The following is a 24,409-nucleotide window of genomic DNA, read 5'->3' as shown; positions in this document are numbered from 1 at the left end:
TCCAGAATTCGACAATAAATATTAGACTTATGGACTATATTTAGCAGGATTTATCATAAAAATGTCGAATTAAATCGAAAAATAACGAATAAATCCATTCGTTCCTGTTCTTACACTTGAACTCACAGACAAGGAAGGTCGCCAAATGAAAAAAAAGTTCAAAAAACCAGGTTACAAGCTGAGCAAAAAGCTATCTCTTAGCTTACTTAGTACTGCCGTGCTGGTAGCCCCGCTCTCCGTTTCTTCTCATGTCTATGCGAGTAACCCCACTATTTTGCAGCCGATCACGATTACCGATTACGCGCAAAATTATACGATGAATGGAAGCGCTATTAATTTAGATATCAGCTCCCGTCTCGCTCCTTTGGACCAAGGGTCCGTGCAGGTTATCGTTTCTTCAAGTAAACCGGCAATTGCTGATGTAACAGCCGCTGGAAGCCTGCTTACTTTAAACACGCAAGCAGCAGGATCAACGGTTATCACCGTTCATGCAAGTGATAAGCACGGTAAAGCGATGATCGACAGCTTTCAATTTCAAGTGACCAAAATAGGCGATACGACAGGCGACGGACTGGTTACTCCTGCGGATGCCTTATACATCTATAAAGTCGTCAATACTAAAACACCCTTGTCCGTTGAAGAGAAAAACCGGCTTGATATTAACCGGGACGGTGTCGTGACCAGCGCGGATGCCACCATGCTAGTGAATACCTACGTGGGGAAAACAACGGCCGCCCAAACCTTTATTATTGCCATAAGCGATATAAATGACGCACCTGTTGCTTCGAACAATGAAGGCATCGAAGACTCCCTGTCTGATGGAAGTACCGTAACAGGAACATATATTTATCTAGATGCCGAAGGCGACCCTGAGGGAAGTTCGCAATATCAATGGTACATCGGCAGCCAACAAGAGGGCTCGGATAAAACAAAAATTTTAGGCGCTACCGGCAGTGAATATACCGTAACGGCCGCGGATGCCAATCGGTATTTATTTTTTGAGGTGACGCCAATTGCAGCTAACGGTAATCAGCAAGGGATACCAACAATCGCAGCCGTTAGCAGTTTAATCCCCGATACGACTGCTCCGACGGGTACGGTAACGATAAACGAATCAGCAGCCGCAACCAATGCGGAAAACGTCATGCTGACGACAACGAGCAGCGATGGTGCCGGTATTAGCGGAACTGAGATGCGTTTCTCGAATGACGGCGTTATTTGGAGTTCATGGGAAACCGCTGCAGCCAGCAGAAGCTGGACGCTGCAATCAGGGGATGGATTAAAAACGGTATTCATGCAGCTGCGCGACGGCGCAGGTAACGCAACTGCCAATTCCTTCAGCGATACCATCACATTGGATACAGCTGCGCCTGCCGGGACTCTGAATATAAACAACGGCAAGGCAACAACAGCGGAAGCCAACGTTAACTTAGACATAACCAGCACAGATGCCGCCGGCGTAAACGGTATCGAAATGCGTTTTTCCAACGATGGCAGTAGCTGGACTGATTGGGAGACGGCTGCAGCAAGCAAGAGCTGGACCCTCCCGGCCGGGGAAGGCTTGAAGAATGTCTCCATGCAGCTGCGTGACCGTCTTCATAATGTTACAACCACTGCAATTACTCATTCCATTGTCGTGGATGCCACACCGCCGGCCGGTATGCTAAGTATTAATAACGATGCCTTGGCAGTCGGCTCTGTCCATGCCATTCTCTCCATTACGAGCAGCGACAGCAACGGAAACGTTGAGATGCGTTTCTCGAACGACGGCAGTAACTGGAGCAGTTGGGAAGCGGCATCCGCCAGCAAAAGCTGGACGTTAGACGCCTCGGAAGGTAAAAAGTCGGTAAGCATGCAGCTGCGCGACAGCGCCGGCAATGTTACCGCTTCTGACATTTCGGATGATATTTTATTGGATCTAACCGCTCCAAGCGGCTCGCTCATTATTAATAGCAATGCTGCCTCTGTTAAAGCGGCTGAGGTAACGCTATCCATCACAAACACCGACGATACGGTTGTTGGCGGTACGAAGATGCGCTTCTCGAATGACGGCGTAAATTGGAGCACGTGGGAAGATACCGCAGCAACCAAGCAATGGAGCCTCACTTCGGGAGACGGGGCGAAGACCGTGTGGTTGGAACTGCAGGATGGACTAGGCAACACAACAGGTAACCCGATTAGCGATTCGATTATGTTGGATGGTACCGCCCCAACCGGGACGTTAAACATCAACCACGGGGACGTTGTGACGGCATCAGCAAGCGTTGAGCTAAACGTAACCAGCACGGACGGCTCCGGTGTCGCTGGCACGGAAATGCGTTTCTCCAACGATGGAAGCAGCTGGAGCGATTGGGAGGCTGCCGCATCCAATAAAAGCTGGAGTCTTACAGCGGATGATGGGGAAAAGACGGTGTACATGCAGCTGAGGGACTCACTCGGCAATGTGATGGCAAACACCGTCAGCGATATGATTTCTTTGGATACAACGGGACCCCGGATTACGGTCTCAACGCCTGCGAACGGCGGGTATAATATCCCTGCGGAAGGCAGCTTTTCTCTTACCTTTGATGAGAATATTTCCGAAACCGCCGGCAAAAATATTACGCTTCGCGCTCTTACCGACGATCATATTATTGAAACCTATGATGTCTCGAATTCCAATCAGGTCACGATTAGCGGCAGCACGGTAACCTTCTCCCACACAACGCTGGGACAGCTGACTGACTATTATCTGGAGATCGATGCAGGAGCTTTTGCCGATGCGGCCGGCAATGCGTTCATTGGCCTAACAGGGAACTCCGCATTGCGTTTTACTTCACAAGATTCCAGGGCGCTTGCCGTAACGCTAACGGAACCGCTCACGGAAACAAATTTGGAGGGAGCACTGATTACGCTGGATCTTACAGGAGACACCTTTAATCCCTTGGCAGAGGCCGCTGATTTTCAGCTCAACAACGCGCCAAGCGGTCTGTCCATCATTGGTGCAGGCGTTGACTCCGAGAAGCCCAGCCAAGCCTTCGTGTTTCTTGAATTCGATCAAACGAACTTCGATGCGGATATAACTAACTTTACGATAACGGCCAAGGCCTCGGCCCTTGCCAGCGGACATGCTATAGCTTCAGAAGCCAAGACGATTACAGCTGTGATTGAGGGACCTGTCATCACGGCAATGTCACCGGCCAATCATGCATTAAACAGCAGTCTCTCAGCCGATTTCTCTTTGACTTTTTCAAGTCCGGTCACGCCCGTAAACGGAAAGTACATTACCGTTTACGAAAAATTCAACGGACGTACCGTGCAAACGATAAATGCCGGGGATACCCAGAAAGTAGCGGTTAATGGAAATACCCTATCCATTCGGCATAACATCCTGCCCGGATCAATCGAGTACGGCATACAAGTGGAACCCGGCGCATTCCAAGATCTAAACGGCAGGCCTTTCACGGGTATTACAGATTCCTCCGCATGGACGTTTACAACCAGACCGGCGGAAGTCTCTCCTTATTTCTCTGATTTAATATGGGGTAATGATGGGCGGATCGCACTTCAGCTCATGTATCCAGGCAATGGAGACCCGAATCACGTAGCCACTGGTTATTCCATTGATGTATATAAATATATGAATCAGTCTAAAAATATTCAGGTTACAAATTTACCGATTGGGGGAATTAATTCCTACCAACCGTTTATCATGATTAACGAAATCTTTTACGATGCCTTCGATATCGCGAATATCATTTATTATAATAATGATGATTTATCGTTATACAACCCCAATGCGTTCACCGTAACCGCACTTGTTCTTAAAAAAGATGGCATAACCGTAGATGTTCTAGGTAATCCGTCGGTAACCAGCGCGGTTCCGATCATTGGGGAGGGTAAAGCGCTTATTCGCAGAAAAGGCATTATTGGCGGCTACAACAGCTTTGATTTGTCGGAATGGAATGTTTTTTCATCCGGCATCTATTCCTACATGGGCTCTCACCGTTTATTTGATTAGATTGAGAACCAGCATAATTATTCCTACATTAAAATTTCGGAGGTTCCCATGTTCACACATCCATTAAAACGGCCTGCAGCGTTTCCTGCATTTATGGCTTTCCTGCTGATTGCGACGAGTATAGGTCTACATGCTTCCACCGCTAATGCCGCGTCTCTTCAAAAGGATGCGGTTCAAGTGACGATCGGCAGCTCCCAGGTAGCTATCGGGAGTATGATCGATGTTCCCGTAACCCTGCAGAAGCCTGATGTAGGCATCGCTTCCTACGGCATGCAGATCGACTTCGACACCGCTTCTTTGGAGGTTGTATCGATTACCCCAAATTACGGGAGCACCGATGAAACAAAGTGCGCGGAATCAGTCGAAGGCTGTTTCCAGTCCCAATTCGACAATAAAGAAGGCTGGCTGCGTGCGGCTTGGGTAGACGGTTCGGGAGGGGAGAGTCCCCTGACCCATTCCCTTCAGCTGTACACCATTCGTCTAAAACCTAAGAGCTCCGGAACGCTAGGCGAGAAAATATTAACCGTAGATTCGTCACAGCCTGACCATTTGGCTTTTTCCGATAGCAATGCCGCATTGCTCCCGGTCGTACTACAGACTGGCAGCATCACCGTAAGGCTGGCTCCTGCCGAATCGTCCGAGACTCCAATCAGGGTTGTCATCGATGGCAAGGAACAGGAAAATTCAGCGACGGCACGTACGGAAACGATTAACAATCATAAGGTAACTACTGTCACCGTAGATGACGAGAAGGTATTAAAGCAGATCGCCGGCGATAATCTTCGTACGCTTGTCATTCCGGTTAGCGGAGACTCCTCCATCGTGACGGGGGAATTAAACGGCATGCTTGTCAAAGCCATGGAAGCCAAGGCTGCCGTGCTGGAAATTCGGACCGATCGCGCCACCTACACGCTACCGGCAGACCAAATCAACATTGACCAAGTATCGGATACGATTGGAAAAGATGTGGCACTCCAGGATATTAAGATTAGTGTGCGGATTGCCGAAGTGGAGATGAGTGAGATCGCCGAAGCTGAAAAGGCTGCGCAAGCAAGCGGCATAAATCTAATTGGCAAACCCGTTAACTTTGAGGTCACGGCTACCTATGGCGACCAAATAGTGACCATTGACCGGTTTAACCACTATATCAACCGTGCGATTGCTCTTCCTGACGGCATTGACCCTGCCAAGCTTACGACAGGGGTTGTTATCCATGAAGATGGTACAATGACGCATGTGCCAACGCAAATTATCAAAAAAGACGACAAGTACTATGCGTTAATCAACAGCCTTACGAATAGCACCTATACCGTCGTATGGCACCCAAAAGCTTTTTCTGACGTCCAAAACCATTGGAGTAAATCCGATGTCAACGATTTGGCGTCACGCCTTGTCCTTCAAGGCGTTTCCACAGACTCGTTCGCTCCGGAACGCTCCATCACGCGCGCCGAATTTACGGCAATCACGATGCGGGCTCTTGGACTTCACAAAGCTGCAAAGCAGAATACAGCTTCCTTCAAGGATGTATCCGATCAAAGCTGGTACAGCGAAGCGGTAAATCTGGCAGCTTCCTACGGAATTATCAGCGGTTATAAGGATAACACCTTCCAGCCGAATGCATCGATCACCCGTGCGGAAGCCATGGTTATTTTAAGCCGGACAATGAAATATGTTAATCTTCAACAGGTCAGCGACCAGTCAGAGACTGCAAAACTCCTGGCACCATTCTCCGATAGCCAATCCGTAAGCGAATGGTCACGCGAGGCTGTGGCTGCCATTATCAAGCAAGGCATTGTGAAAGGCTCGAATGGCAAAATAAACGCCGGCTCCGCTATTTCCCGTGCAGAAACGGCTGCGATGGTAAGAAGATTGCTCCAGCAAGCATCCTTAATAAATTAGCTGCCTGATACTGTTGCAATGACGTAATGCTAGCGTCATAAACGGCAATTCATGCATTTATTTATGCATATCTTTCGGCCTTCCCTACGTATATGTACTTAAAGCCATTTCAACGTCTTTTAAGAATAAGGGAGGCAACACCTGATGAATCAGCCTTTTGGGCTCCACAAAGAAGAAAAAACGTACGGCATGCTCTGTCATCTGCTCGCATTCAGCGGATTGATAATCCCGCTTGGCAACATTCTTGGACCGCTCGTCATCTGGCTCATGAAAAAGGACCAATCGAGCTACGTAGACATGCACGGCAAGGAGTCGCTTAATTTTCAAATTAGCAACGCGATCTACACCATTATTTCAGGCCTGTTAATTTTCGTGCTTATCGGCTTCATCACTACACCGCTATTATTTGTTTTTTGGCTCGTGTTTACCATTATCGCCTCCATTCGCGCCTCCGAGGGCAATGGTTACCGTTATCCGTTGACGATTCGTTTTTTCAAATAACAAGCGTAAACGGTTGTTGCCGTCATTTGGCGTTGACACCTCATTCGTCTCGCGGTGAACTATAAGCAAAGACGCCGTAGCCTGCAGGCTCCGGCGTCTTTATTTTATTTAGGCAGCAGCGAGGCATATTTCTTCCGCAGCGCATGTAAACGATCCAGCTGCTGGAGCGCCTGCTCCCCGCGCCTCTTCGTTACTGCAACCGATAATGCATCCATAAGCGCGACCGGCGCCGCCATCGAATGAAAGCCCTCCAGCTCGCCCCGATCGACCTGCAGGACCAGGTCGCTCTGCTCCAGCATATCAGAAACCAGCAAATCCGTAACAAGCACGGTTGTATAGCCGGCTGTACGCGCATTCTCAAGCAGCACGGTTAGTTCCGGAGAGCGCCTTACGAATCCAAACATCAGCACAACATCATCAGGTCCCGCATGGACAAGCGATTCCAGAAGCTCGCTTCCGCTGCCCGCCATTCCCTCGACTCGCACGTTTATCCTGTTTAATCGAAAGCGTATAAGCTCTATTAAGCTCATGGCCGCCCCCGTGCCGAATACATAAACCGTCCGCGCGGCGTGAATGGCCTCAACCGCTTTATAAAATGACTCCCGCTCCACCCGCTTCGATGTCACCTCTATATTCGCAGACGCAATGTCCAGCATCTCGCTTACAACATCCGCCTCCTCATGCTCCATTTTATTCAAAATTTGTTTCATCTTGCGAGCAGGCGTCGCATGCTCGTTTTGGAGCAGATGCTTCTTGAATGCTTTTAAGTTAGCAAAGCCGATCGTCCGCCAAAATCGCGATACGGTGGCTGTGCTTACGCCTACCGCAAGTGCGATATCCTCTTCCGTACAGTAAGGAATTTGCTGCAGCGCACCCATTACGTAATTAGCGATCGCCTGCTGACTCTTTGACATATTGTCGAGATCCATATCCAAATGAAAGGCTGTCATGTCAAACTATCCCCTATTCTCCTCTAGGTTAGCGTTTCCTATTTTCTCTATGGAGTATAACACCTTTTTGATAAATGATGATAGTTTTTTTTCATAATTAAATAAATGTATTTTATTTTACACAATCCATACAATTTGTTGATGATCCGAAAACATTCAGTCCCTATATTGTAGAAGAATTCGCTTTGAAACGAGGCTTACAAGGCGAGCTCCGCCTCACAAAACAATTTAGGAGGAATCCCCATGGTTTCAGCGCCTAAGCGCCGATACGAGTTAACGCAATCACAAAAGCTTATGGTCTTCATATTATCCATGTCTTTGTACGGCATATCCAACATGTTCTCCGAGCTCATCCCTGAGCTAAAGCTTGGACCGATTGAACTGAAGGTCGAGTATTTCGCCTTTATTCCGCTTACGCTGTGCATTCTATTTAATCCGCTGTATGCCGCGCTTGGCGCTTCCTTTGGAGAGGTTATCTTCGGCGAGCTGCTGCTTGGCCAATTCGGCGGACTCGGCGAGCTGGAGAAATTTATTGAGTTTACCATCGCAATGTACATAGCGGGATTACTCGTCAGCGACCCCCGCAACCGGAAGCAGCTCGCGCTCGCCTCCTTCGTTGCAGTTGGCATTGACCAAATGCTCAGCGCGATTGTCGATATTAGCAAAGTATGGTTCGGCATTGAAGAGCTTGAGGCCGTTCCGGGCATTCCGGAAAGTATCCTGCTTATTGAAGGTCTAAGCTTCCTGAATGCCATGGTGATTACGGGCATCTTCTTCTCCCTTCTGCCAACCTTATTTCTTGTTCCCCGTTTGTATGGCAAAATAGAGCCGCTGCTCGGCATGAAGCCGCGTGACAGCCGAATTACCGTATCATGGGGCCAGCTCATGACGCCGCGCCTCCTTATTACCGCTATCTTATTCGTTTTTATCGGCGTAGTCGCTGAATTCTTATCCGAGTCGGATATTAATTTTGCGGTATGGGAGCCCGAATTTATCGAGCAGTACGGGCAGGGCTTCATCTGGGTCAGCGTTTTAGCAGCTGCGCTTGTCCTTGCCGTTACCCTATTTGCTGCCTTTCGCGCCAAATCCAAATCTGCTCGCGTATCGGGGGACATAAAGCTTTGAGACCATTACACACACAGATGGCCCGCCAGGAGCCGCAGCAAGCGGCTCCAATCATAGCTCTCCAGGATGTGCAGTTTCAATATCCGGGAGCGGAAGACACGGCACTGCGCGATATTCACCTTACGATTCAGCCCGGCGAGTTTATTGCCGTTGCCGGCACGAACGGCAGTGGCAAGTCTACGCTGTGCAAATGTCTCAATGGCCTTATTCCGAATTACTATGTTGGCGATTTAAGCGGCTCTATCGAAGTGGCTGGGCTTACGGCTGCAGATGAGACGGTATCCTCCTTATCCCGAAAGGTTGCATATGTGTTTCAAGATTTTGAGAACCAGCTCGTACGTCCCACCGTCTATGACGAAGCCTGCTTTGCGCCGCTTAATTACGGCTTTGCGGATTACAAGGAGCGCGGGCTGCGCGCCCTATCCATGCTGGGCATCGAGCAGCTGAAGGAACAGTGGATTTGGCAGCTAAGCGGCGGACAAAAGCATCTTACGGCTCTTGCTGGCGCCTTGTCGCTGGATCCTGACATTATTATTGTCGATGAGCCTGTGGCCCAGCTTGACCCGTTTCATGCCAGGCTCATTTACGACAAGCTCCGAATATTAAATGAGCAGTTCGGAAAAACGATTATCGTCATTGAGCACCATACCGAATTTATAGCGGACTACTGTCACAGGGTCGTGCTCATGGATAGCGGAACGATAAGGTGGGTCAAGCCTGTCCAAGAAGCGTTGTCCGCCGTTGACGAGCTGGCTGCCCTGCATATTTTGCCTCCGCAGGTAACCTTGGCCGTTCGCGATTCGGAGGCTGAAGGCATACATTCTCAGACCGCTGGCCACCTTTACCCGATTACCATCGACGAGGCCGCCGACTATTTTAGCCAAGTGATAGGACAGTCTTCCATTATCGAGAACATCCCTATCTCCAACAAACCAACCGATATTAACACGCACCCTAAAAAATCGCTTATTACGTTTACCGATGTCTCCTACGCCTATAAAACGATCACAAGAGATATGCATCCCGTCATCCGCGATATGTCGATAAGTTTTTATGAAGGGGATCGCATCGCTTTGGTCGGGAATAACGGCGCGGGCAAATCTACGCTCCTGAAGTTAATTTCAGGCATTCGGCGGCCAAGCGCCGGACGGCTGGAGGTATGCGGACATATTACTAAGCAGGCTTCGCCTGAGCTGTTATCCGATTTTGTCTCATACATATACCAGAATCCCGAGGAGATGTTCATTGAAGACTCTATCCGCAAGGATATTGAATATTTTTTAAAAGCCCGTAACATCCCGGACTACCGCAGCTTTGTCGATGGTATTCTTGAGCGCCTGCGGCTAACCGGCTTGCAAGACCGTGACGGCAGGCTCCTGAGCGGCGGACAGCAGCGCAGAGCGACGTTAGCCATCGGCTTAGCCATGCGCCCTGCCGTCATGCTGCTTGATGAACCGACCGCCAGTCTTGATGCCTCCAGCCGCCGCGAAATGACCGAAATGCTGGCCCAGCTGCATCAGCAAGTGAAAACAACGGTGATCGCTACGCATGACATGCAGCTTGTTGCCGAATGGGCCAATCGCGTTATTGTCATGCATAACGGCCAAGTGGCGCTTGATACCGATCAACGTTCGCTTTTCAGCCATACGGTCATTCTTGAGAAAGCGGGGCTCCTTGCGCCGCAAATCGCCTTGCTTAGCCAGCGCCTGGGCTTCGAGCCACCCTGCTTGTCCGTAGCCGAATTCACCGCTCGATTATCCCGCACGCCGTTATTTAACCGTAATTCCCATTTAGATAAGGAGGACAACACCGTTGGAAGCCATTAAGCAAAGCATGCTCGACAAGCTGAGCGTAGAGCAAATTAAAATCGAATTGATGCGTACGGCCTTCGGCAGGCAGTCGACCCTGCTGTCGCGCTTTGATCCGCGTATCCTGCTCATCTGGTATTCTTTTTTTGCCATAGCGCCTTGGTTTATTCATAACAAAGCCATTTTGCTCGGCATGCTTATTCCAATGCTGGTTCTTACGCTCTCCTCTAAGGTAAGTCCGCTTGTCCTAATCATTATGGGTGTCGGACTCGTCAGTGAAATCAGCTACATTTTATTCGGCTCCCTCTTCTTCGGCGGAAGCCTGGCCGGGGTATGGCCGCTCATGACATTGACGTTAAAAATATTACTCATCTCGTTAGCCAGCATAGCCGTCTTTTCCAGCATGGACCCCGAGAAGCTTAGCGATGCGCTGCTTAGCATGGGAATGCCCGGGCAATTCAGCTTCGGTGTCTCTTATGGCTACCGAATGCTGCCGATTCTGATTGAAGAGTACCATAATCTGATCCACTCGTTCCGGCTGCGCGGACGCGCGCCTCGCAAGAAAGGTTTTTTATATATGCGGTCGCTTGTCTATATGGCTAAAATCGGCGTTTTCGCCTTTTACCCGCTCATTTTAAATACAGCCAAACGGACCCGAACGACAGTGGAAGCGTTAGAGGTACGCGGCTTCACTTATGCGCTGGTCAGTCCGGAGGCGAAACGGCTGAAGCTTTCTCATATGCAGGTTCGGCCGCTTGATTTCATCTTTCTCGGCTGTTCTTTGCTGTTTATGATCGCTCTGGTTAGTCTTGGGCATTTTATATCTTTCTAATTTAGAATCGAATGGAGACTACCTACTTATGATGAATATTGATTTGCATACCCATGGCAAGCTTTCGAAAAAAACGCATTTTTCACTTGACTATTTCCTCTCGATGGCTCGCGAAGCGAAGGAAAACGGGCTGCAGGCCGTGGCGCTGACCGAGCATTTTAACACGCTGAACTTTATGGATATGCTGGATCAGCTGGACTATCATTTTGACTATACGAACGATTATTATCTCGTCGAGGGATTAAAGGTATTCTCGGGCATGGAAGTGGATGTGGCGAACAAGGGTCATATTCTGCTTATTGGCAACCGTGTGATTATTCGTGAGCTGCGGCAGCAGCTTGATGCGCATACCGCGAAGGACAGTTTCATTCCGCTTAAGGAGCTGCTTGACCGTACCGATGATTATCCGCTGCTTCGGATCGGCGCTCATCCGATGAGAGAGAGCACGCCCCTTACCCATCACGCTGCAGCGACGCTCCAGCGTCTCGATACGCTTGACGTGAACGCGAAGGATTTATTCCAATACGGCTTTGGCATGGCTGATAACGTACAGCAATTCGCAGATGAACTGGGCCTGCCGGTCAGTGCGGGGAGCGACTCCCATCAGCCTTTGCAGTTCGGCAGCGTTATCAACCGTTTCGATAAGGATTGCCATACGGCTGAACAGCTGCGGACTGAGCTTCTGAACGGAAATTACCAGCTTGAAATCTCTCCTTGCCTGAACGTCAAGGTGAAGGCCGCGCAGATGATGAAGGAGCTGTTGAAAAAATCAATGGTGGTAGCCTGACCTATTTGCAAATACAAAAGAAGCAGCCCTGGGATCCCAGAACTGCTTCTTTTTATCGTCGATGGCCAAGGTCGCTTAAAGTCCAGTCGGCGTTTGGAACATCGTTGTCAATTCATCAAGCGTAATCGCGTCCGTCGGGATTTCATTCTCGAACTTCGGCGCTTTGCCGATATCCGAATAAGTGACATCATAATGAATGCCAAACTTCACGTTCTGACCGCTTTCTTTATCCGATGCGGTAATGTTCAGCTTAGCTGCCTGGTAAGAAAGATAACCATCCGAGATCGCTGCCGTAGCCTTCAACGTGTTGATTTTGACATCATTTTTAAGCGTATCTACAATTTCTGTTTTGTTCGTTTCAAGGTCAGTCTTGAACTTCTCGATATCCGCTTTCTCAAGCTGCAGCGATTTAAGCGAGGCTTCATTGGCCAGAAGCACGTTCAGCACCTCAGGAAGCACCTCATTAACGATTGTATCTACCGTTTGCGGATAGTTGCTCTCGTTAATTTCGAATACAACGACTTGGTCGGCTTTCATATCCGCCGGCAGATCCGCATCTTCGGCCTTTGGTTTGCTGAAATAGGTCTTCTCGTCAAAATGTTTAAGCAGCACTTCGCCAAGCTCTTTGACTAGCTTCTGCTGGGCAGCTGTATCAAGCTCAGCCGCGCCCTGCTGCTTTGCAAGCTCTTTTAGATCAATCTTGATGAACTTGCCTGTAATCGTCTCAGGCAAAGGCAGCATTGGAATTTGCGGCACCTTTACGTACAGCGTTTCCTCTGTCAGGATCATCGGCACCGTCAGCTTCATTTCCATGTCGCCCGGAATAACGATTTCCATATTCAGATCTGTGCGCATAGGGTCTTTTTGATGTACGGCGTCAACGGTAATCGACGCATCCTTAATCATGCCTACGATAGCAGCAGTTGCAGCAGCATCGCCTTGCATGGCTGCATCCTGCGGGATCTCCAGTTCATCTAATCCAATGGACATTTTGATAGCATATGAGTCCGCCTGCGAGGTCTTCGTCATAGCCGCTTGCAAAGCTTCCTTCGGCGGTTTGCCCGTGCTGCAGCCTGCAATAACGACCAAAATAACGGCTAATAAAAGCACCGCTATTTTTTGAAACTTTTTCATGTAATTTGTTCCTCCCCTATCTTTGTATGAGCACCTCCATTCTATACTAAAAAAGCACGCTTTAGAAGTTATATCCAAAAAATCCCGTTTCAGCTGACTGAAACGGGACGTTTGATCTATTCATTTTGAGACTACAGAAATATTGCATTACCCCTCAGGGTTATTATGGCTCACATGATTACTTTGCTTTGTTTTCTTCGATCCGGATAAAGGCTCTTGCTGTCCGCCTCCGCCATTTCGCTGCTGTTTAATGTTCTGAGGATTTTCCGGCACGGGTACGCTGTCTGGCTTTGTCATTCATTCTCCTCCTCTACAGGTTTCATTCCAACCCAAGTCGTTAATCCTTCTGATGCTCTAAATCGACTGGCTGGTCGTGATTTAATGCATCTTGGTGGCGCCGGTCGTTTTTATCCTGCTGCAGCTGCTGGGCTTGATGGCTGTTGACCGGCTCTACAGCAAGGGCTTCGACCACATTGGACAAATTTTTATCAGCAGTTCCTTTTGCACGCGTCATCGGTTTTTCTCTCCTCTACACATGCGTCAAACGCTGCAGCGCCTGCGCACATTCATGCAAATGTCTAGTATAATCCTGTATAAGCTCTTGAATGACTTCACCGCGTTCATCGACTGAAATTTTGTCCTTCTCTACGTCAATAAACTCGACCTTGACCTCACGGCTGTCTACATAAGTAACTTTAAAATCGAACGAATACGCTTGATGCCCCGCCGTTTCAATTGTCACACGCAATGACTTGGAATCGGACTCGTCAGGCAGCACCTTGCTGCGATCCGCACTGTTTAACATCTCCGGCAAGGTTTGCCGCCAAGCATCTGCCAGATTTTCTTGATTCATTTGAAGCTCATCTGATTTACCCATTTAATAAAGCACCTCCACATCGTATAACATGCGAAAAGCAGCTTTATTTTATACGAGGGGAACCATTACAAAAAAAGCCCAAACGCTTTAGCGCCTGGGCTTGTTCATATGTATCTGGGGAAAAATATGGAGGAGAGAGTGGGACTCGAACCCACGTGGGCTTGCACCCTAACAGTTTTCAAGACTGCCCCGTTATGACCGCTTCGGTATCTCTCCGTATAATGAATTGTCACAAGAAATATTGTACCACAGGTCAAAATATAAATGCAACTATATTTTGACCCTGCGGCAAAGAAATTAAAGTTTGTCTGATGGAATCGAGCTAATGCCGCCCATATAAGGACGCAATACCTCTGGAATCGTTACAGACCCGTCTGCTTGCTGAAAGTTCTCAATAATCGCTGCAAACGTACGTCCAACAGCCAAGCCCGAACCGTTTAAGGTATGGACGAATTCAGGCTTGCTCTTCGTATCTCTGCGGAAACGAATACCAGCGCGGCGCGCTTGGAAATCTTCCACATTCGAGCAGGATGAAATTTCCCGGTATGTGCTTGCGCTTGGCAGCCACACTTCTAGATCATACGTTTTGGCAGCGGTAAAGCCCATATCGCCTGTACAAAGCGCCAGAACCCGGTAAGGCAAGCCCAGAAGCTCCAGAACCTTCTCCGCGTTGGCCGTCATCTTCTCAAGCTCGTCATAGGAATCCTCGGGCTTCGTCAATTTGATCAGCTCAACCTTATTGAACTGATGCTGACGGATCAAGCCGCGTGTATCGCGTCCGGCAGAGCCGGCTTCCGAACGGAAGCATGAGCTGTAGGCCACGAAATATTTAGGAAGCTCCTCGGCAGTCAAAATCTCTTCCCGATGAAGATTCGTAACCGGAACCTCCGCCGTTGGAATAAGAAAATAATCCGAATCGGATATTTTGAATAAATCCTCTTCAAATTTTGGAAGCTGTCCCGTACCGACCAAGCTGTCGCGGTTGACGATATAAGGAGGCAGAATCTCTTCATAGCCGTGCTTATCGCTGTGCAAATCCATCATAAAGCTAATTAACGCACGCTCAAGACGCGCGCCGAGACCCCGGTAAAATGTAAACCGCGAGCCCGTTACCTTGGCTGCACGCTCGAAATCCAAAATGCCTAGCGCTTGCGCAACCTCCCAGTGCGGCTTCGGCTCGAAGTCAAAGCTAGGTACCTCGCCGTGTTTGCGAAGCTCTACATTGTCTTCCTCCGATTTACCGATTGGAACGCTGTCGCTAGGAATATTCGGAATAGCTTGCGTCAGCTCTTCCACCTGCGCTTCCAGTTCACGCAGCTCATCATCCAGCTCTTTGATCCGGTCGCCGACTTCTCTCATCTCAATGATAAGTGACTCCGCATCCTCGCCCGTTCTTTTGAGCTTGGCTACTTCTTGCGATACCGTATTGCGACGGCTTTTTAGCTGTTCCGTTTCCTGGATAAGATCCCGGCGCTTCGTATCAAGCACAGGGAAATTAACGATCAGATCGAGTGAAGCCCCGCGGTTGCGAAGTGCCGTCTCCACTTTCTCGAACTCATTTCTTAACAATTTAACATCCAGCACGTTTCAAAAGCCCCTCTCTGAAGGGAGTGATTTTATATTATTTTTGTAAAGCCTACTCTTTGCCTGCTGCTGCTTCCTTCACCATATCGACGAAATACGCATGCAGCCTGAAATCATCGGTCAGCTCAGGATGATACGACACGGCAAGGAGATGCCCTTGTCTAGCCGTAACGATCTCGTCTCTGTATGTAGACAATACCTCAACGTCAGAACCGACTTTTTTGATCAAGGGTGCCCGGATAAAGACTGCGCGAACAGGCTCGTCTATACCTTTTACATCCAAGTCCGTCTCAAAGCTTTCCTGCTGCCGGCCAAAAGCATTTCTGGCAACCGTCATGTCCATGAGCCGTAAATGCGCATCCTCTTGTCCTTCAATCTGATCCGCCAACACGATAAGGCCTGCGCAAGTGCCGAACAATGGCTTGCCCTGCGCGGAGAAGTCCGCAATGGCTTCCATGAAGCCGTATTTCCGCATCAGCTTGCCGATCGTCGTGCTCTCGCCGCCAGGAATAACAAGTCCCTGCAGCTCGTCAAGCTGCTCAACCCGCTTAACGGCGACCGCCTCTGCGCCCGCCAATTCTAAGCTTCGTATATGCTCTGCCACCGCGCCTTGAAGCGCTAGTACGCCTATCTTCATTGCTCTAATCGCCTTCCTTTACGGGCAAGGGCCGGCAGCGCTATACGCGCTAAGCCGGCACCTGCATATTACATCTATTAGATACCGCGGTCCTGCATGCGCTCCGAAGTGTTAAGCTTGGAAATTTCGATGCCCTTCATAGCAGCTCCCAAGTTTTTCGATACTTCAGCAATTAGCTTGTAATCTTGATAATGAGTCGTTGCTTCAACGATTGCACGAGCGAATTTCTCTGGGTTTTCCGATGTGAAAATACCGGAACCAACGAATACGCCGTCTGCTCCAAGATGCATCATCAAAGCTGCATCGGAAGGTGTAGCCACTCCGCCAGCTGCGAAGTTAACCACTGGAAGCTTGCCCGTCTCATGTACGTTAAGCAGCAAGTCATATGCTACGCCAAGAATTTTAGCTTCATGATAAAGCTCGTCCTTCGACAAGCCTTGAATTTTACGAATTTGACCATTGATCAAACGAAGGTGGCGAACAGCCTCTACGATATTGCCTGTTCCTGGCTCACCCTTCGTACGAAGCATAGCAGCTCCTTCTTGGATACGGCGCAAAGCTTCTCCAAGATCTTTTGCTCCGCATACGAATGGGATCGTAAACTCATTCTTGCTGATGTGGAACACTTCATCTGCCGGCGTAAGCACTTCGCTCTCATCGATATAGTCAACGCCCATTGATTCGAGCACTTTGGCTTCTACAAAATGCCCGATACGAGCCTTCGCCATAACCGGAATAGAAACGACTTTCATAACTTCTTCTACAATAGTCGGATCAGCCATACGGGCGACTCCGCCTGCTGCACGAATTTCGGAAGGAACGCGCTCAAGTGCCATTACTGCCGTTGCCCCTGCCGCTTCCGCTACCTTCGCTTGCTCGGCGCTCATAACGTCCATGATGACGCCGCCTTTTTGCATTTCTGCCATGCCGCGTTTTACGCGCGATGTACCTGTTTCCATGCTTATAATCCTCCTATTTTCATCCAATAAAATGTATATTACCGCAGTTGTTCTAACCATTGATTTTACAGGAACCAAGATTAATCGACAAGCCTTGATTTACTTTATTCCCTTGTTTTCTACTCGGATTAGAACAAATTGACGATTCCGTTAAACAAACCTGCAAAGAAATTACCGATGGCGCGGAACATCAAACGGAACCAGCCTGCTTTTTGTCCCTCTTCTGTCGTGATCAAGTTCACGGTATGCTTCAATTCTTGCTTTGTTTCCGTGTCCGTATACTTGTAAGTGACCGTTCCAACCACAGTGCCTACCGGAATCGGAGCAACGAGCTCATCCTCGCTTTTCACCTTGCTCTCTAGGACCTCGATCTTCGGCTCTGTGCCCTTTTTCACCATAAAAGTGATATCCTTGTCCGTTACTACCGGAAGGGATTTCTTTTTGCCCTTCTTAATCTTAACCGTTTGTACCGTTTCTACCACGGATTTTGGCGGAAGCACCGTCTTTTTCTCAAAAGTGCTAAATCCGTAGTTGTACATCTTAGCCGTTTCGTTAAAACGAGCGGACTTGGTTGCTGTATCCATAACAACGCTTATGAAGCGCTGTTCGCCCTGTTTTACCGTACCCGTAAAGTTGTAGCCGGCTGAATTGATAAAGCCCGTCTTCATGCCGTCGACGCCTTCATAGGCTAAATGCTTAAGCCCTGTTTGATTTACATTCGTGCCCAGCATCCAGTTGATGTTAACGATGGGCTGATCATCACGCTCACGGAATTTATATTCCTGCAGCTTCGAATATTCAAGAAACTCCGGATGTTCGCTCAAAATGATCTGCGCCAGCTTGGCCATGTCGGAAGCAGAAATCACCGTCGTTTCCGATAGTCCTGTTGCGCTTGTAAAAATCGCTGTCTTAAGCCCGAGCTTGTCCGCCATTTCGTTCATTTTCACCACAAAGCCTTGCTCGCTTCCCGCAATTTGCGAAGCCAAAGCAATTGTTGCATCGTTTGCGGAGCCTACTGCCATCGCTTTATATAAATCCCTAACCGTATGTTGATCGCCTTGTGCTAGAAATACGGATGATCCATCGGGTGGCGTGGAGGCAGCTTCCGCACTAGTCGTAATTACCTCATCCCAAGATAAACGCTCATTCGTAATTTCTTCAAGAACGATATATTCCGTCATTAGCTTAGTCATGCTTGCCGCAGGAAGCGGTTCCTCTGAATTCACCTCATATAAAACTTGACCGGATTCCGCGTCAATTAAAATAGCTGCTTTGACCTGTAAGCCTAAAGAGTTTTCCGTGCTGGGTCTTCCTTCATATCCATTCGCCATTGCCACCGCAGAACCAAGCGACAGCATTACCATCCAAACCGCCAAACTTGCAGCGATGACCGACTTCAACCGAACCGGCCTTACCATTTCCTTCAACGTCGTCTCCCCTTTTCCCACTTGGTTTGTCCGTTGTTTATTGTAACATATCAAACCCTAACAATTAAACCTCTACGATGCCATAGAAGAATGAGTAATCCTTCATAAAAAAAGACAAGGAATAGCGAATCATTCGCCTTCCCTGTCCTCGTTTCCATCCTATTAGAAAAGTATAATTTAAAGAGAGTAATTCGGAGCTTCCTTCGTAATTTGCACATCATGCGGATGGCTTTCGCGAAGACCAGATCCTGTGATGCGAACAAATTGCGTATCATTCTTAAGCTCGTCCAGTGAGGAAGTGCCGCAATAGCCCATGCCCGAACGCAAGCCGCCCAGAAGTTGATGAACCGTATCCGCAAGCGGTCCTTTGTAAGGAACCCGGCCTTCGATGCCTTCAGGTACAAGTTTGCTTTCGTTTTCTTGGAAGTAACGATCTTTACTTCCTTCTTTCATAGCGCCTATCGAGCCCATACCGCGGTAAACTTTAAAGCTGCGCCCTTGGAAAATCTCCGTCTCGCCAGGGCTTTCAGCCGTACCTGCAAACAAGCTGCCGATCATAATCGCGCTTGCTCCGGATGCGATAGCTTTCGTGATGTCACCGGAATACTTAATGCCTCCGTCTGCAATAACCGGAATATTGTATTCGCGGGCAACCGATGCGCAATCGTAAATCGCCGTAATCTGCGGCACACCGATACCGGCAATGACGCGAGTCGTACAAATCGAGCCAGGTCCGATGCCGACCTTGATCACGGATGCTCCAGCTTCGATAAGATCGCGTGTAGCCTCTCCAGTCGCAACGTTACCCGCAATAATCGTAAGATCCGGGTAAGTAGCACGAAGCTTGCGAACTGCCTCCAAAATATTAATGTGGTGGCCATGCGCCGAATCGACGACAAGAACATCAATACCTGATTGTACCAATGCTTCCGCACGATCCATCGTATCTTTGGAAATACCAACCGCTGCTCCGCAAAGCAGGCGACCATGCTTGTCTTTCGCCGCGTTCGGGAACTGAATTGCTTTTTCGATATCTTTTATTGTAATAAGACCTTTAAGCGTGTTCGACTCATCAATGAGCGGCAGCTTCTCGATCTTGTGCTTCTGAAGCAGTACTTCAGCTTCCTGCAGTGTAGTGCCTACAGGTGCTGTTACAAGGTTAGCCCGAGTCATGACTTCATTGATTTTGATCGAATAATCATGTACAAAACGCAAATCACGGTTTGTCAAAATACCGACTAGCTTCTTGTCTTGATCCACAATCGGTACGCCTGAGATGCGGTATTTACCCATCAGCTCTTCTGCGTCATAAACATGGTGGTCAGGCGTTAGCGAAAACGGATTTGTAATTACACCGCTCTCCGAACGTTTTACGCGGTCTACTTCCTCCGCTTGCTGCGCAATCGACATGTTCTTGTGAATAATGCCGATACCGCCCTCACGCGCTATTGCAATCGCCAATGCGGCTTCTGTAACGGTGTCCATGCCAGCGCTAATGAGCGGAATGTTTAGCTTAATGTTCTCGCTTAATCGAATCGAGATGTCAACTTCTCTAGGCAGCACTTCTGATTTGCGCGGAATAAGCAGGACGTCGTCAAACGTTAGCCCTTCTTTGGCGAATTTCGTTTCCCACACGAGTATGTTCCTCCCTTATTTTAAGTACGTCTCACATATATTATTAGCAATATTAGCAGAGGGGGTATAGGCTGTCAAGGCTGATGAATAGCTTTGTTTCATCCGGTTTATCCTCCATTTGGAAGACTTCAAGAACGGCATATCTTTAGAAAAAGTCGGGTAAATACGTTGTTCGTTCGGGAATTCGATCGTGTAAGCGTTTAATCAGCCCGCTATCTCCTTCAATTCGTGCAAATTGGGCGAGTTGGGTCGGCCGCAGGTACCCGAGAAGCATTGCCGACAATGAACCAATATCCATTTTTATCGCATTTTCTGAACCTTGAATTTTGTCCAAACGGATAAAATCCGCTTTTCCGGCTGCATCGATATGCAGCAAATAGCAGCCGTCATTCCAGGATGCATGCTCATCTCGCAGCTGTATTGGTATTTGATCGTCGATATTGGATGCTTGGAAGGAATATCCCTCAATAAACTTCTCCGCATCTACGATACGCGCCATAAAATAAGGAATAACCTCCTGTTTGATTCTCGGATCCGATAATAAAAATGGAAGCTGGTCATCCGATGGCACAGTAATGGTCAGTTCACTGATCATTGAGTCATGCTGTGAAATAAAGGACCATAATGCCCTTCTTGCCTCTTCATTTAAGTAAATGAGCTCATGTACCGTTAAACGGTTATTTTTCACTTCATAAATGACATAACCCGCCGCAACACCGCTTTTATCGTAATATAGACCGATTTGGCCTGGCTTTCTTTTGCTAATTCGATACTTCCACCATAGCTTCGTGCGCACCAACGAACCATTATATTTAGATGCGTATGCGTGGTAAATATCACTTAATTTGCTATAATCGCCGTCCAATCTTTCAATATGGCCCTCGTATGCTATTCTTGCAGGCAGCTGCTCTGATTTTATCGTGTAGGCCTTATGTTCGGTATAGGTCTCCCAGCCAAATTTACGATAAAAACCAAAGGCAAACGGATGTAGGAAAGATATAAATTGACCCTTAGATCTCATCTCGCTCAGCGATTGAATTAAAATTTGTGCTACCAATCCCTGTCTTCTGTACTCTGGCCATGTCGCAACGCCGGCAAGACCGCCCATGTTATAAACTTTTCCGCCAATATAGGTTTGAAGCTCCAGTACCGCAGCTTGCGCCGCAAATTTATGATCGACATACGCCGCATATCTCACCGCAGGCTCCGTTGCAAACTGCTCTTTTGATTGTTCAAGCTCGTCAGCAGATTTCACATATTGAAATGCAAATTGCGATAACGCCATACTTTCATAAAAAAGCTCCATACTCATATGTCTCACTTCAACTTGCTTTGCCACTTGGAAACGCCTCCTTATTCTATATAGCTATATCATAACGTATATACAACAAAAAAACCTACCGCATCACATGCGATAGGTCTTTCGTGCTTGGCGACGTCCTACTCTCCCAAGACCCTGCGGTCTAAGTACCATTGGCGCTGGAGGGCTTAACGGTCGTGTTCGGTATGGGAACGCGTGGTTCCCCTCCGCCATCGCCACCAAACGTAGCGTATTGCACGCTGAAAACTGGATACGAAAGTTAGGTTTGCTGAAACCTTTTTAGCTGCTGTCTGCCGGATGTATGGGTCCGGGACAAACTTAAGCGTATGCTTACGATGTAAGTTTGCTTCTCAAACTTTTTAGGATAAGCCCTCGACCGATTAGTATTCGTCAGCTACACACATTGCTGTGCTTCCACCCCGAACCTATCAACCTCGTCGTCTTCAAGGGGTCTTACATACTGGGAAATCTCATCTTGAGGGGGGCTTCACGCTTAGATGCTTTCAGCGCTTATCCCGTCCGTACTTGGCTACCCAGCGGTGCTCCTGGCGGAACAACTGGTACACCAGCGGTACGTCCATCCCGGTCCTCTCGTACTAAGGACAGCTCCTCTCAAATTTCCTGCGCCCGCGACAGATAGGGACCGAACTGTCTCACGACGTTCTGAACCCAGCTCGCGTACCGCTTTAATGGGCGAACAGCCCAACCCTTGGGACCTACTTCAGCCCCAGGATGCGATGAGCCGACATCGAGGTGCCAAACCTCCCCGTCGATGTGGACTCTTGGGGGAGATAAGCCTGTTATCCCCAGGGTAGCTTTTATCCGTTGAGCGATGGCCCTTCCATTCGGTACCACCGGATCACTAAGCCCGACTTTCGTCCCTGCTCGACTTGTAGGTCTCGCAGTCAAGCTCCCTTATGCCTTTGCACTCTTCGAATGATTTCCAACCATTCTGAGGGAACCTTTGGGCGCCTCCGTTACATTTTAGGAGGCGACCGCCCCAGTCAAACTGTCCACCTGACACGGTCCCTCTGCCGGTTTCACGGCAGCAGGTTAGAACTCCGATACGATCAGGGTGGTATCCCAACGTCGCCTCCACACAAGCTGGCGCTCATGCTTCTCAGGCTCCCACCTATCCTGTACAGATCGTACCAAAGTCCAATATCAAGTTACAGTAAAGCTCCATGGGGTCTTTCCGTCTTGTCGCGGGTAACCTGCATCTTCACAGGTATTAAAATTTCACCGGATCTCTCGTTGAGACAGCGCCCAAGTCGTTACGCCATTCGTGCGGGTCAGAATTTACCTGACAAGGAATTTCGCTACCTTAGGACCGTTATAGTTACGGCCGCCGTTTACTGGGGCTTCGGTTCACAGCTTCGGGTTACCCCTAACCGCTCCCCTTAACCTTCCAGCACCGGGCAGGCGTCAGCCCGTATACTTCGCCTTACGGCTTCGCACAGACCTGTGTTTTTGCTAAACAGTCGCTTGGGCCTTTTCACTGCGGCCCCCTCGGGCTATAAACCCTACCGAGGCACCCCTTCTCCCGAAGTTACGGGGTCATTTTGCCGAGTTCCTTAACGAGAGTTCTTCCGCGCGCCTTAGCATGCTCTGCTCGCCTACCTGTGTCGGTTTGCGGTACGGGCACCTTCACCTGGCTAGAGGCTTTTCTTGACAGCCGGAGTACATGACCTTCGCTACTATAATTTTCGCTCCCCATCACAGCCCAGCCTAACAGTGTGCGGATTTGCCTACACACTAGCCTCACTGCTTGGACGGGCTATTCCATCAGCCCGCGTCACTGCCCTTCTGTGTCACCCCATTGCTCATAACGGTTTACGGTGGTACAGGAATTTCAACCTGTTGTCCATCCACTACGCCTTTCGGCCTCGCGTTAGGTCCCGACTTACCCTGAGAGGACGAGCCTTCCTCAGGAACCCTTAGGCTTTCGGCGGACAAGATTCTCACTTGTCTTTTCGTTACTCATACCGGCATTCTCACTTGAATACAGTCCACCAGTCCTCACGGTCCAACTTCAATCCGTATTCAACGCTCCCCTACCCAAGTACCATAAAGGTACATGTCATAGCTTCGGTGGTGTGTTTAGCCCCGTTACATTTTCGGCGCAGAGTCACTCGACCAGTGAGCTATTACGCACTCTTTAAATGGTGGCTGCTTCTAAGCCAACATCCTGGTTGTCTTTGCAACTCCACATCCTTTCCCACTTAACACACACTTGGGGACCTTAGCTGATGATCTGGGCTGTTTCCCTCTTGACAATGGATCTTAGCACTCACTGTCTGACTCCCGAGTAGCACGTCTATGGCATTCGGAGTTTGACTGGACTTGGTAACCCTTGGCGGGCCCCGCACCCAATCAGTGCTCTACCTCCACGACGCTCATTCCTCGAGGCTAGCCCTAAAGCTATTTCGGGGAGAACCAGCTATCTCCGAGTTCGATTGGAATTTCTCCGCTACCCCCACCTCATCCCCGCACTTTTCAACGTGCGTGGGTTCGGGCCTCCAGTGCGTGTTACCGCACCTTCACCCTGGACAGGGGTAGATCACACGGTTTCGGGTCTACGACCACGTACTTATTCGCCCTATTCAGACTCGCTTTCGCTACGGCTCCGTCTTCCCGACTTAACCTTGCACGTGATCGTAACTCGCCGGTTCATTCTACAAAAGGCACGCCATCACCCATTTAACGGGCTCTGACTTTTTGTAAGCGCACGGTTTCAGGTTCTTTTTCACTCCGCTTCCGCGGTGCTTTTCACCTTTCCCTCACGGTACTGCTTCACTATCGGTCACCAGGGAGTATTTAGCCTTGGCAGATGGTCCTGCCGGATTCCGACGGGGTTTCACGTGTCCCGCCGTACTCAGGATCCGTCTCGGAGAGTGCTTGCTTTCGGTTACAGGGCTTTTACCTGCTCTGGC

The 24,409-nt window shown here is 49.0% G+C and carries 18 protein-coding genes, 1 tRNA gene and 2 rRNA genes (1 of these 21 only partly in view); 7 read left to right on the top strand and 14 right to left on the bottom strand.

Annotation, left to right across the window (positions count from 1 at the left end; genetic code table 11):
- Positions 1–145 precede the first annotated feature (145 nt).
- The 3 genes from ACN6MW_RS14605 (at position 146) to ACN6MW_RS14595 (ending at position 6,400) form a co-directional block, all read left to right on the top strand.
- Complete coding sequence (locus ACN6MW_RS14605) at positions 146–4,000, top strand: Ig-like domain-containing protein (protein WP_419876009.1); 3,855 nt, start codon at positions 146–148, stop codon at positions 3,998–4,000.
- 48 nt (positions 4,001–4,048) lie between these two features.
- A complete protein-coding gene (locus ACN6MW_RS14600) occupies positions 4,049–5,899 on the top strand; it encodes an S-layer homology domain-containing protein (protein WP_419876008.1) in 1,851 nt (616 codons plus the stop codon).
- 144 nt (positions 5,900–6,043) lie between these two features.
- Positions 6,044–6,400, top strand: a complete 357-nt coding sequence (locus ACN6MW_RS14595) for a DUF4870 domain-containing protein (RefSeq protein ID WP_364144774.1) — start codon at positions 6,044–6,046, stop codon at positions 6,398–6,400.
- Positions 6,401–6,504: 104 nt separating this feature from the next.
- Here ACN6MW_RS14595 and ACN6MW_RS14590 read toward each other — a convergent pair whose 3' ends face one another.
- The gene (locus ACN6MW_RS14590; protein WP_419876007.1) at positions 6,505–7,350 is read right to left on the bottom strand and encodes a MurR/RpiR family transcriptional regulator; all 846 of its coding nucleotides are present in this window, start codon (positions 7,348–7,350) and stop codon (positions 6,505–6,507) included.
- A 243-nt stretch (positions 7,351–7,593) separates the two neighbouring features.
- Between ACN6MW_RS14590 and ACN6MW_RS14585 the strand changes: the two genes are divergently transcribed.
- Genes ACN6MW_RS14585 through ACN6MW_RS14570 form a run of 4 tightly spaced genes read left to right on the top strand, consistent with a single transcriptional unit; the run spans position 7,594 to position 11,902 of the window.
- Positions 7,594–8,475, top strand: coding sequence for a cell division protein FtsQ (locus tag ACN6MW_RS14585; RefSeq protein ID WP_419876006.1), 882 nt, complete (start codon positions 7,594–7,596; stop codon positions 8,473–8,475).
- The gene (locus tag ACN6MW_RS14580; protein ID WP_419876005.1) at positions 8,472–10,301 is read left to right on the top strand and encodes an ABC transporter ATP-binding protein; all 1,830 of its coding nucleotides are present in this window, start codon (positions 8,472–8,474) and stop codon (positions 10,299–10,301) included. Before ACN6MW_RS14585 ends, ACN6MW_RS14580 begins: the two co-directional genes overlap by 4 nt.
- On the top strand, positions 10,288–11,115 hold the full coding sequence (locus tag ACN6MW_RS14575; protein WP_419876004.1) for an energy-coupling factor transporter transmembrane component T family protein: 828 nt from the start codon (positions 10,288–10,290) through the stop codon (positions 11,113–11,115). The genes ACN6MW_RS14580 and ACN6MW_RS14575 overlap by 14 nt, the downstream gene beginning before the upstream one ends.
- 28 nt (positions 11,116–11,143) lie before the next feature.
- Positions 11,144–11,902, top strand: a complete 759-nt coding sequence (locus ACN6MW_RS14570; RefSeq protein WP_419876003.1) for a PHP-associated domain-containing protein — start codon at positions 11,144–11,146, stop codon at positions 11,900–11,902.
- Positions 11,903–11,977: 75 nt separating this feature from the next.
- Here ACN6MW_RS14570 and ACN6MW_RS14565 read toward each other — a convergent pair whose 3' ends face one another.
- The 13 genes from ACN6MW_RS14565 to ACN6MW_RS14505 form a co-directional block, all read right to left on the bottom strand.
- Positions 11,978–13,036 carry a hypothetical protein gene (locus ACN6MW_RS14565; protein ID WP_419876002.1) on the bottom strand — a complete coding sequence of 353 codons (1,059 nt, stop codon included), beginning with the start codon at positions 13,034–13,036 and terminating at the stop codon, positions 11,978–11,980.
- 147 nt (positions 13,037–13,183) lie between these two features.
- A complete protein-coding gene (locus tag ACN6MW_RS14560; protein ID WP_364144792.1) occupies positions 13,184–13,333 on the bottom strand; it encodes a small acid-soluble spore protein P in 150 nt (49 codons plus the stop codon).
- A gap of 40 nt (positions 13,334–13,373) precedes the next feature.
- Positions 13,374–13,550, bottom strand: a complete 177-nt coding sequence (locus ACN6MW_RS14555; protein ID WP_364144794.1) for a hypothetical protein — start codon at positions 13,548–13,550, stop codon at positions 13,374–13,376.
- A gap of 15 nt (positions 13,551–13,565) precedes the next feature.
- Positions 13,566–13,913 (bottom strand): hypothetical protein, encoded by a 348-nt coding sequence (locus tag ACN6MW_RS14550; RefSeq protein WP_419876001.1) that lies wholly within the window; start codon positions 13,911–13,913, stop codon positions 13,566–13,568.
- 127 nt (positions 13,914–14,040) lie between these two features.
- Positions 14,041–14,129, bottom strand: a tRNA-Ser gene (locus tag ACN6MW_RS14545).
- An 81-nt stretch (positions 14,130–14,210) separates the two neighbouring features.
- Positions 14,211–15,497, bottom strand: coding sequence for a serine--tRNA ligase (gene serS, locus ACN6MW_RS14540; protein WP_419876000.1), 1,287 nt, complete (start codon positions 15,495–15,497; stop codon positions 14,211–14,213).
- A 52-nt stretch (positions 15,498–15,549) separates the two neighbouring features.
- On the bottom strand, positions 15,550–16,134 hold the full coding sequence (pdxT, locus tag ACN6MW_RS14535) for a pyridoxal 5'-phosphate synthase glutaminase subunit PdxT (protein ID WP_364144799.1): 585 nt from the start codon (positions 16,132–16,134) through the stop codon (positions 15,550–15,552).
- Between the two features lie 77 nt (positions 16,135–16,211).
- Positions 16,212–17,093 (bottom strand): pyridoxal 5'-phosphate synthase lyase subunit PdxS, encoded by an 882-nt coding sequence (gene pdxS, locus ACN6MW_RS14530; protein ID WP_419875999.1) that lies wholly within the window; start codon positions 17,091–17,093, stop codon positions 16,212–16,214.
- Between the two features lie 128 nt (positions 17,094–17,221).
- Entirely contained in the window at positions 17,222–18,511 is a 1,290-nt protein-coding gene (locus ACN6MW_RS14525; protein ID WP_364144815.1) for a D-alanyl-D-alanine carboxypeptidase family protein, read from the bottom strand.
- 186 nt (positions 18,512–18,697) lie between these two features.
- Positions 18,698–20,155 (bottom strand): IMP dehydrogenase, encoded by a 1,458-nt coding sequence (gene guaB / locus ACN6MW_RS14520; protein WP_364144804.1) that lies wholly within the window; start codon positions 20,153–20,155, stop codon positions 18,698–18,700.
- Positions 20,156–20,300: 145 nt separating this feature from the next.
- A complete protein-coding gene (locus ACN6MW_RS14515) occupies positions 20,301–21,494 on the bottom strand; it encodes a GNAT family N-acetyltransferase (RefSeq protein ID WP_419875998.1) in 1,194 nt (397 codons plus the stop codon).
- A gap of 88 nt (positions 21,495–21,582) precedes the next feature.
- Positions 21,583–21,699, bottom strand: a 5S ribosomal RNA gene (rrf, locus tag ACN6MW_RS14510).
- A gap of 137 nt (positions 21,700–21,836) precedes the next feature.
- Positions 21,837–24,409 (bottom strand): 23S ribosomal RNA (locus tag ACN6MW_RS14505); it runs 361 nt beyond the window's last position.

Origin of the sequence: Pristimantibacillus sp. PTI5, assembly GCF_048572955.1 — a bacterium.
Taxonomy (GTDB): domain Bacteria; phylum Bacillota; class Bacilli; order Paenibacillales; family Paenibacillaceae; genus Pristimantibacillus.
This window is presented reverse-complemented; position numbering and strand designations above follow the sequence as displayed.

Coding starts and splice junctions, on each gene's coding strand:
- ACN6MW_RS14595 (WP_364144774.1), top strand. CDS start 6,044: ATGAATCAGCCTTTTGGGCTCCACAAAGAAGAAAAAACGTACGGCATG.
- ACN6MW_RS14525 (WP_364144815.1), bottom strand. CDS start 18,511: ATGGTAAGGCCGGTTCGGTTGAAGTCGGTCATCGCTGCAAGTTTGGCG.
- ACN6MW_RS14565 (WP_419876002.1), bottom strand. CDS start 13,036: ATGAAAAAGTTTCAAAAAATAGCGGTGCTTTTATTAGCCGTTATTTTG.
- ACN6MW_RS14560 (WP_364144792.1), bottom strand. CDS start 13,333: ATGACAAAGCCAGACAGCGTACCCGTGCCGGAAAATCCTCAGAACATT.
- ACN6MW_RS14550 (WP_419876001.1), bottom strand. CDS start 13,913: ATGGGTAAATCAGATGAGCTTCAAATGAATCAAGAAAATCTGGCAGAT.
- pdxS (WP_419875999.1), bottom strand. CDS start 17,093: ATGGAAACAGGTACATCGCGCGTAAAACGCGGCATGGCAGAAATGCAA.
- ACN6MW_RS14600 (WP_419876008.1), top strand. CDS start 4,049: ATGTTCACACATCCATTAAAACGGCCTGCAGCGTTTCCTGCATTTATG.
- ACN6MW_RS14585 (WP_419876006.1), top strand. CDS start 7,594: ATGGTTTCAGCGCCTAAGCGCCGATACGAGTTAACGCAATCACAAAAG.
- pdxT (WP_364144799.1), bottom strand. CDS start 16,134: ATGAAGATAGGCGTACTAGCGCTTCAAGGCGCGGTGGCAGAGCATATA.
- ACN6MW_RS14590 (WP_419876007.1), bottom strand. CDS start 7,350: ATGACAGCCTTTCATTTGGATATGGATCTCGACAATATGTCAAAGAGT.
- ACN6MW_RS14605 (WP_419876009.1), top strand. CDS start 146: ATGAAAAAAAAGTTCAAAAAACCAGGTTACAAGCTGAGCAAAAAGCTA.
- ACN6MW_RS14555 (WP_364144794.1), bottom strand. CDS start 13,550: ATGACGCGTGCAAAAGGAACTGCTGATAAAAATTTGTCCAATGTGGTC.
- ACN6MW_RS14570 (WP_419876003.1), top strand. CDS start 11,144: ATGATGAATATTGATTTGCATACCCATGGCAAGCTTTCGAAAAAAACG.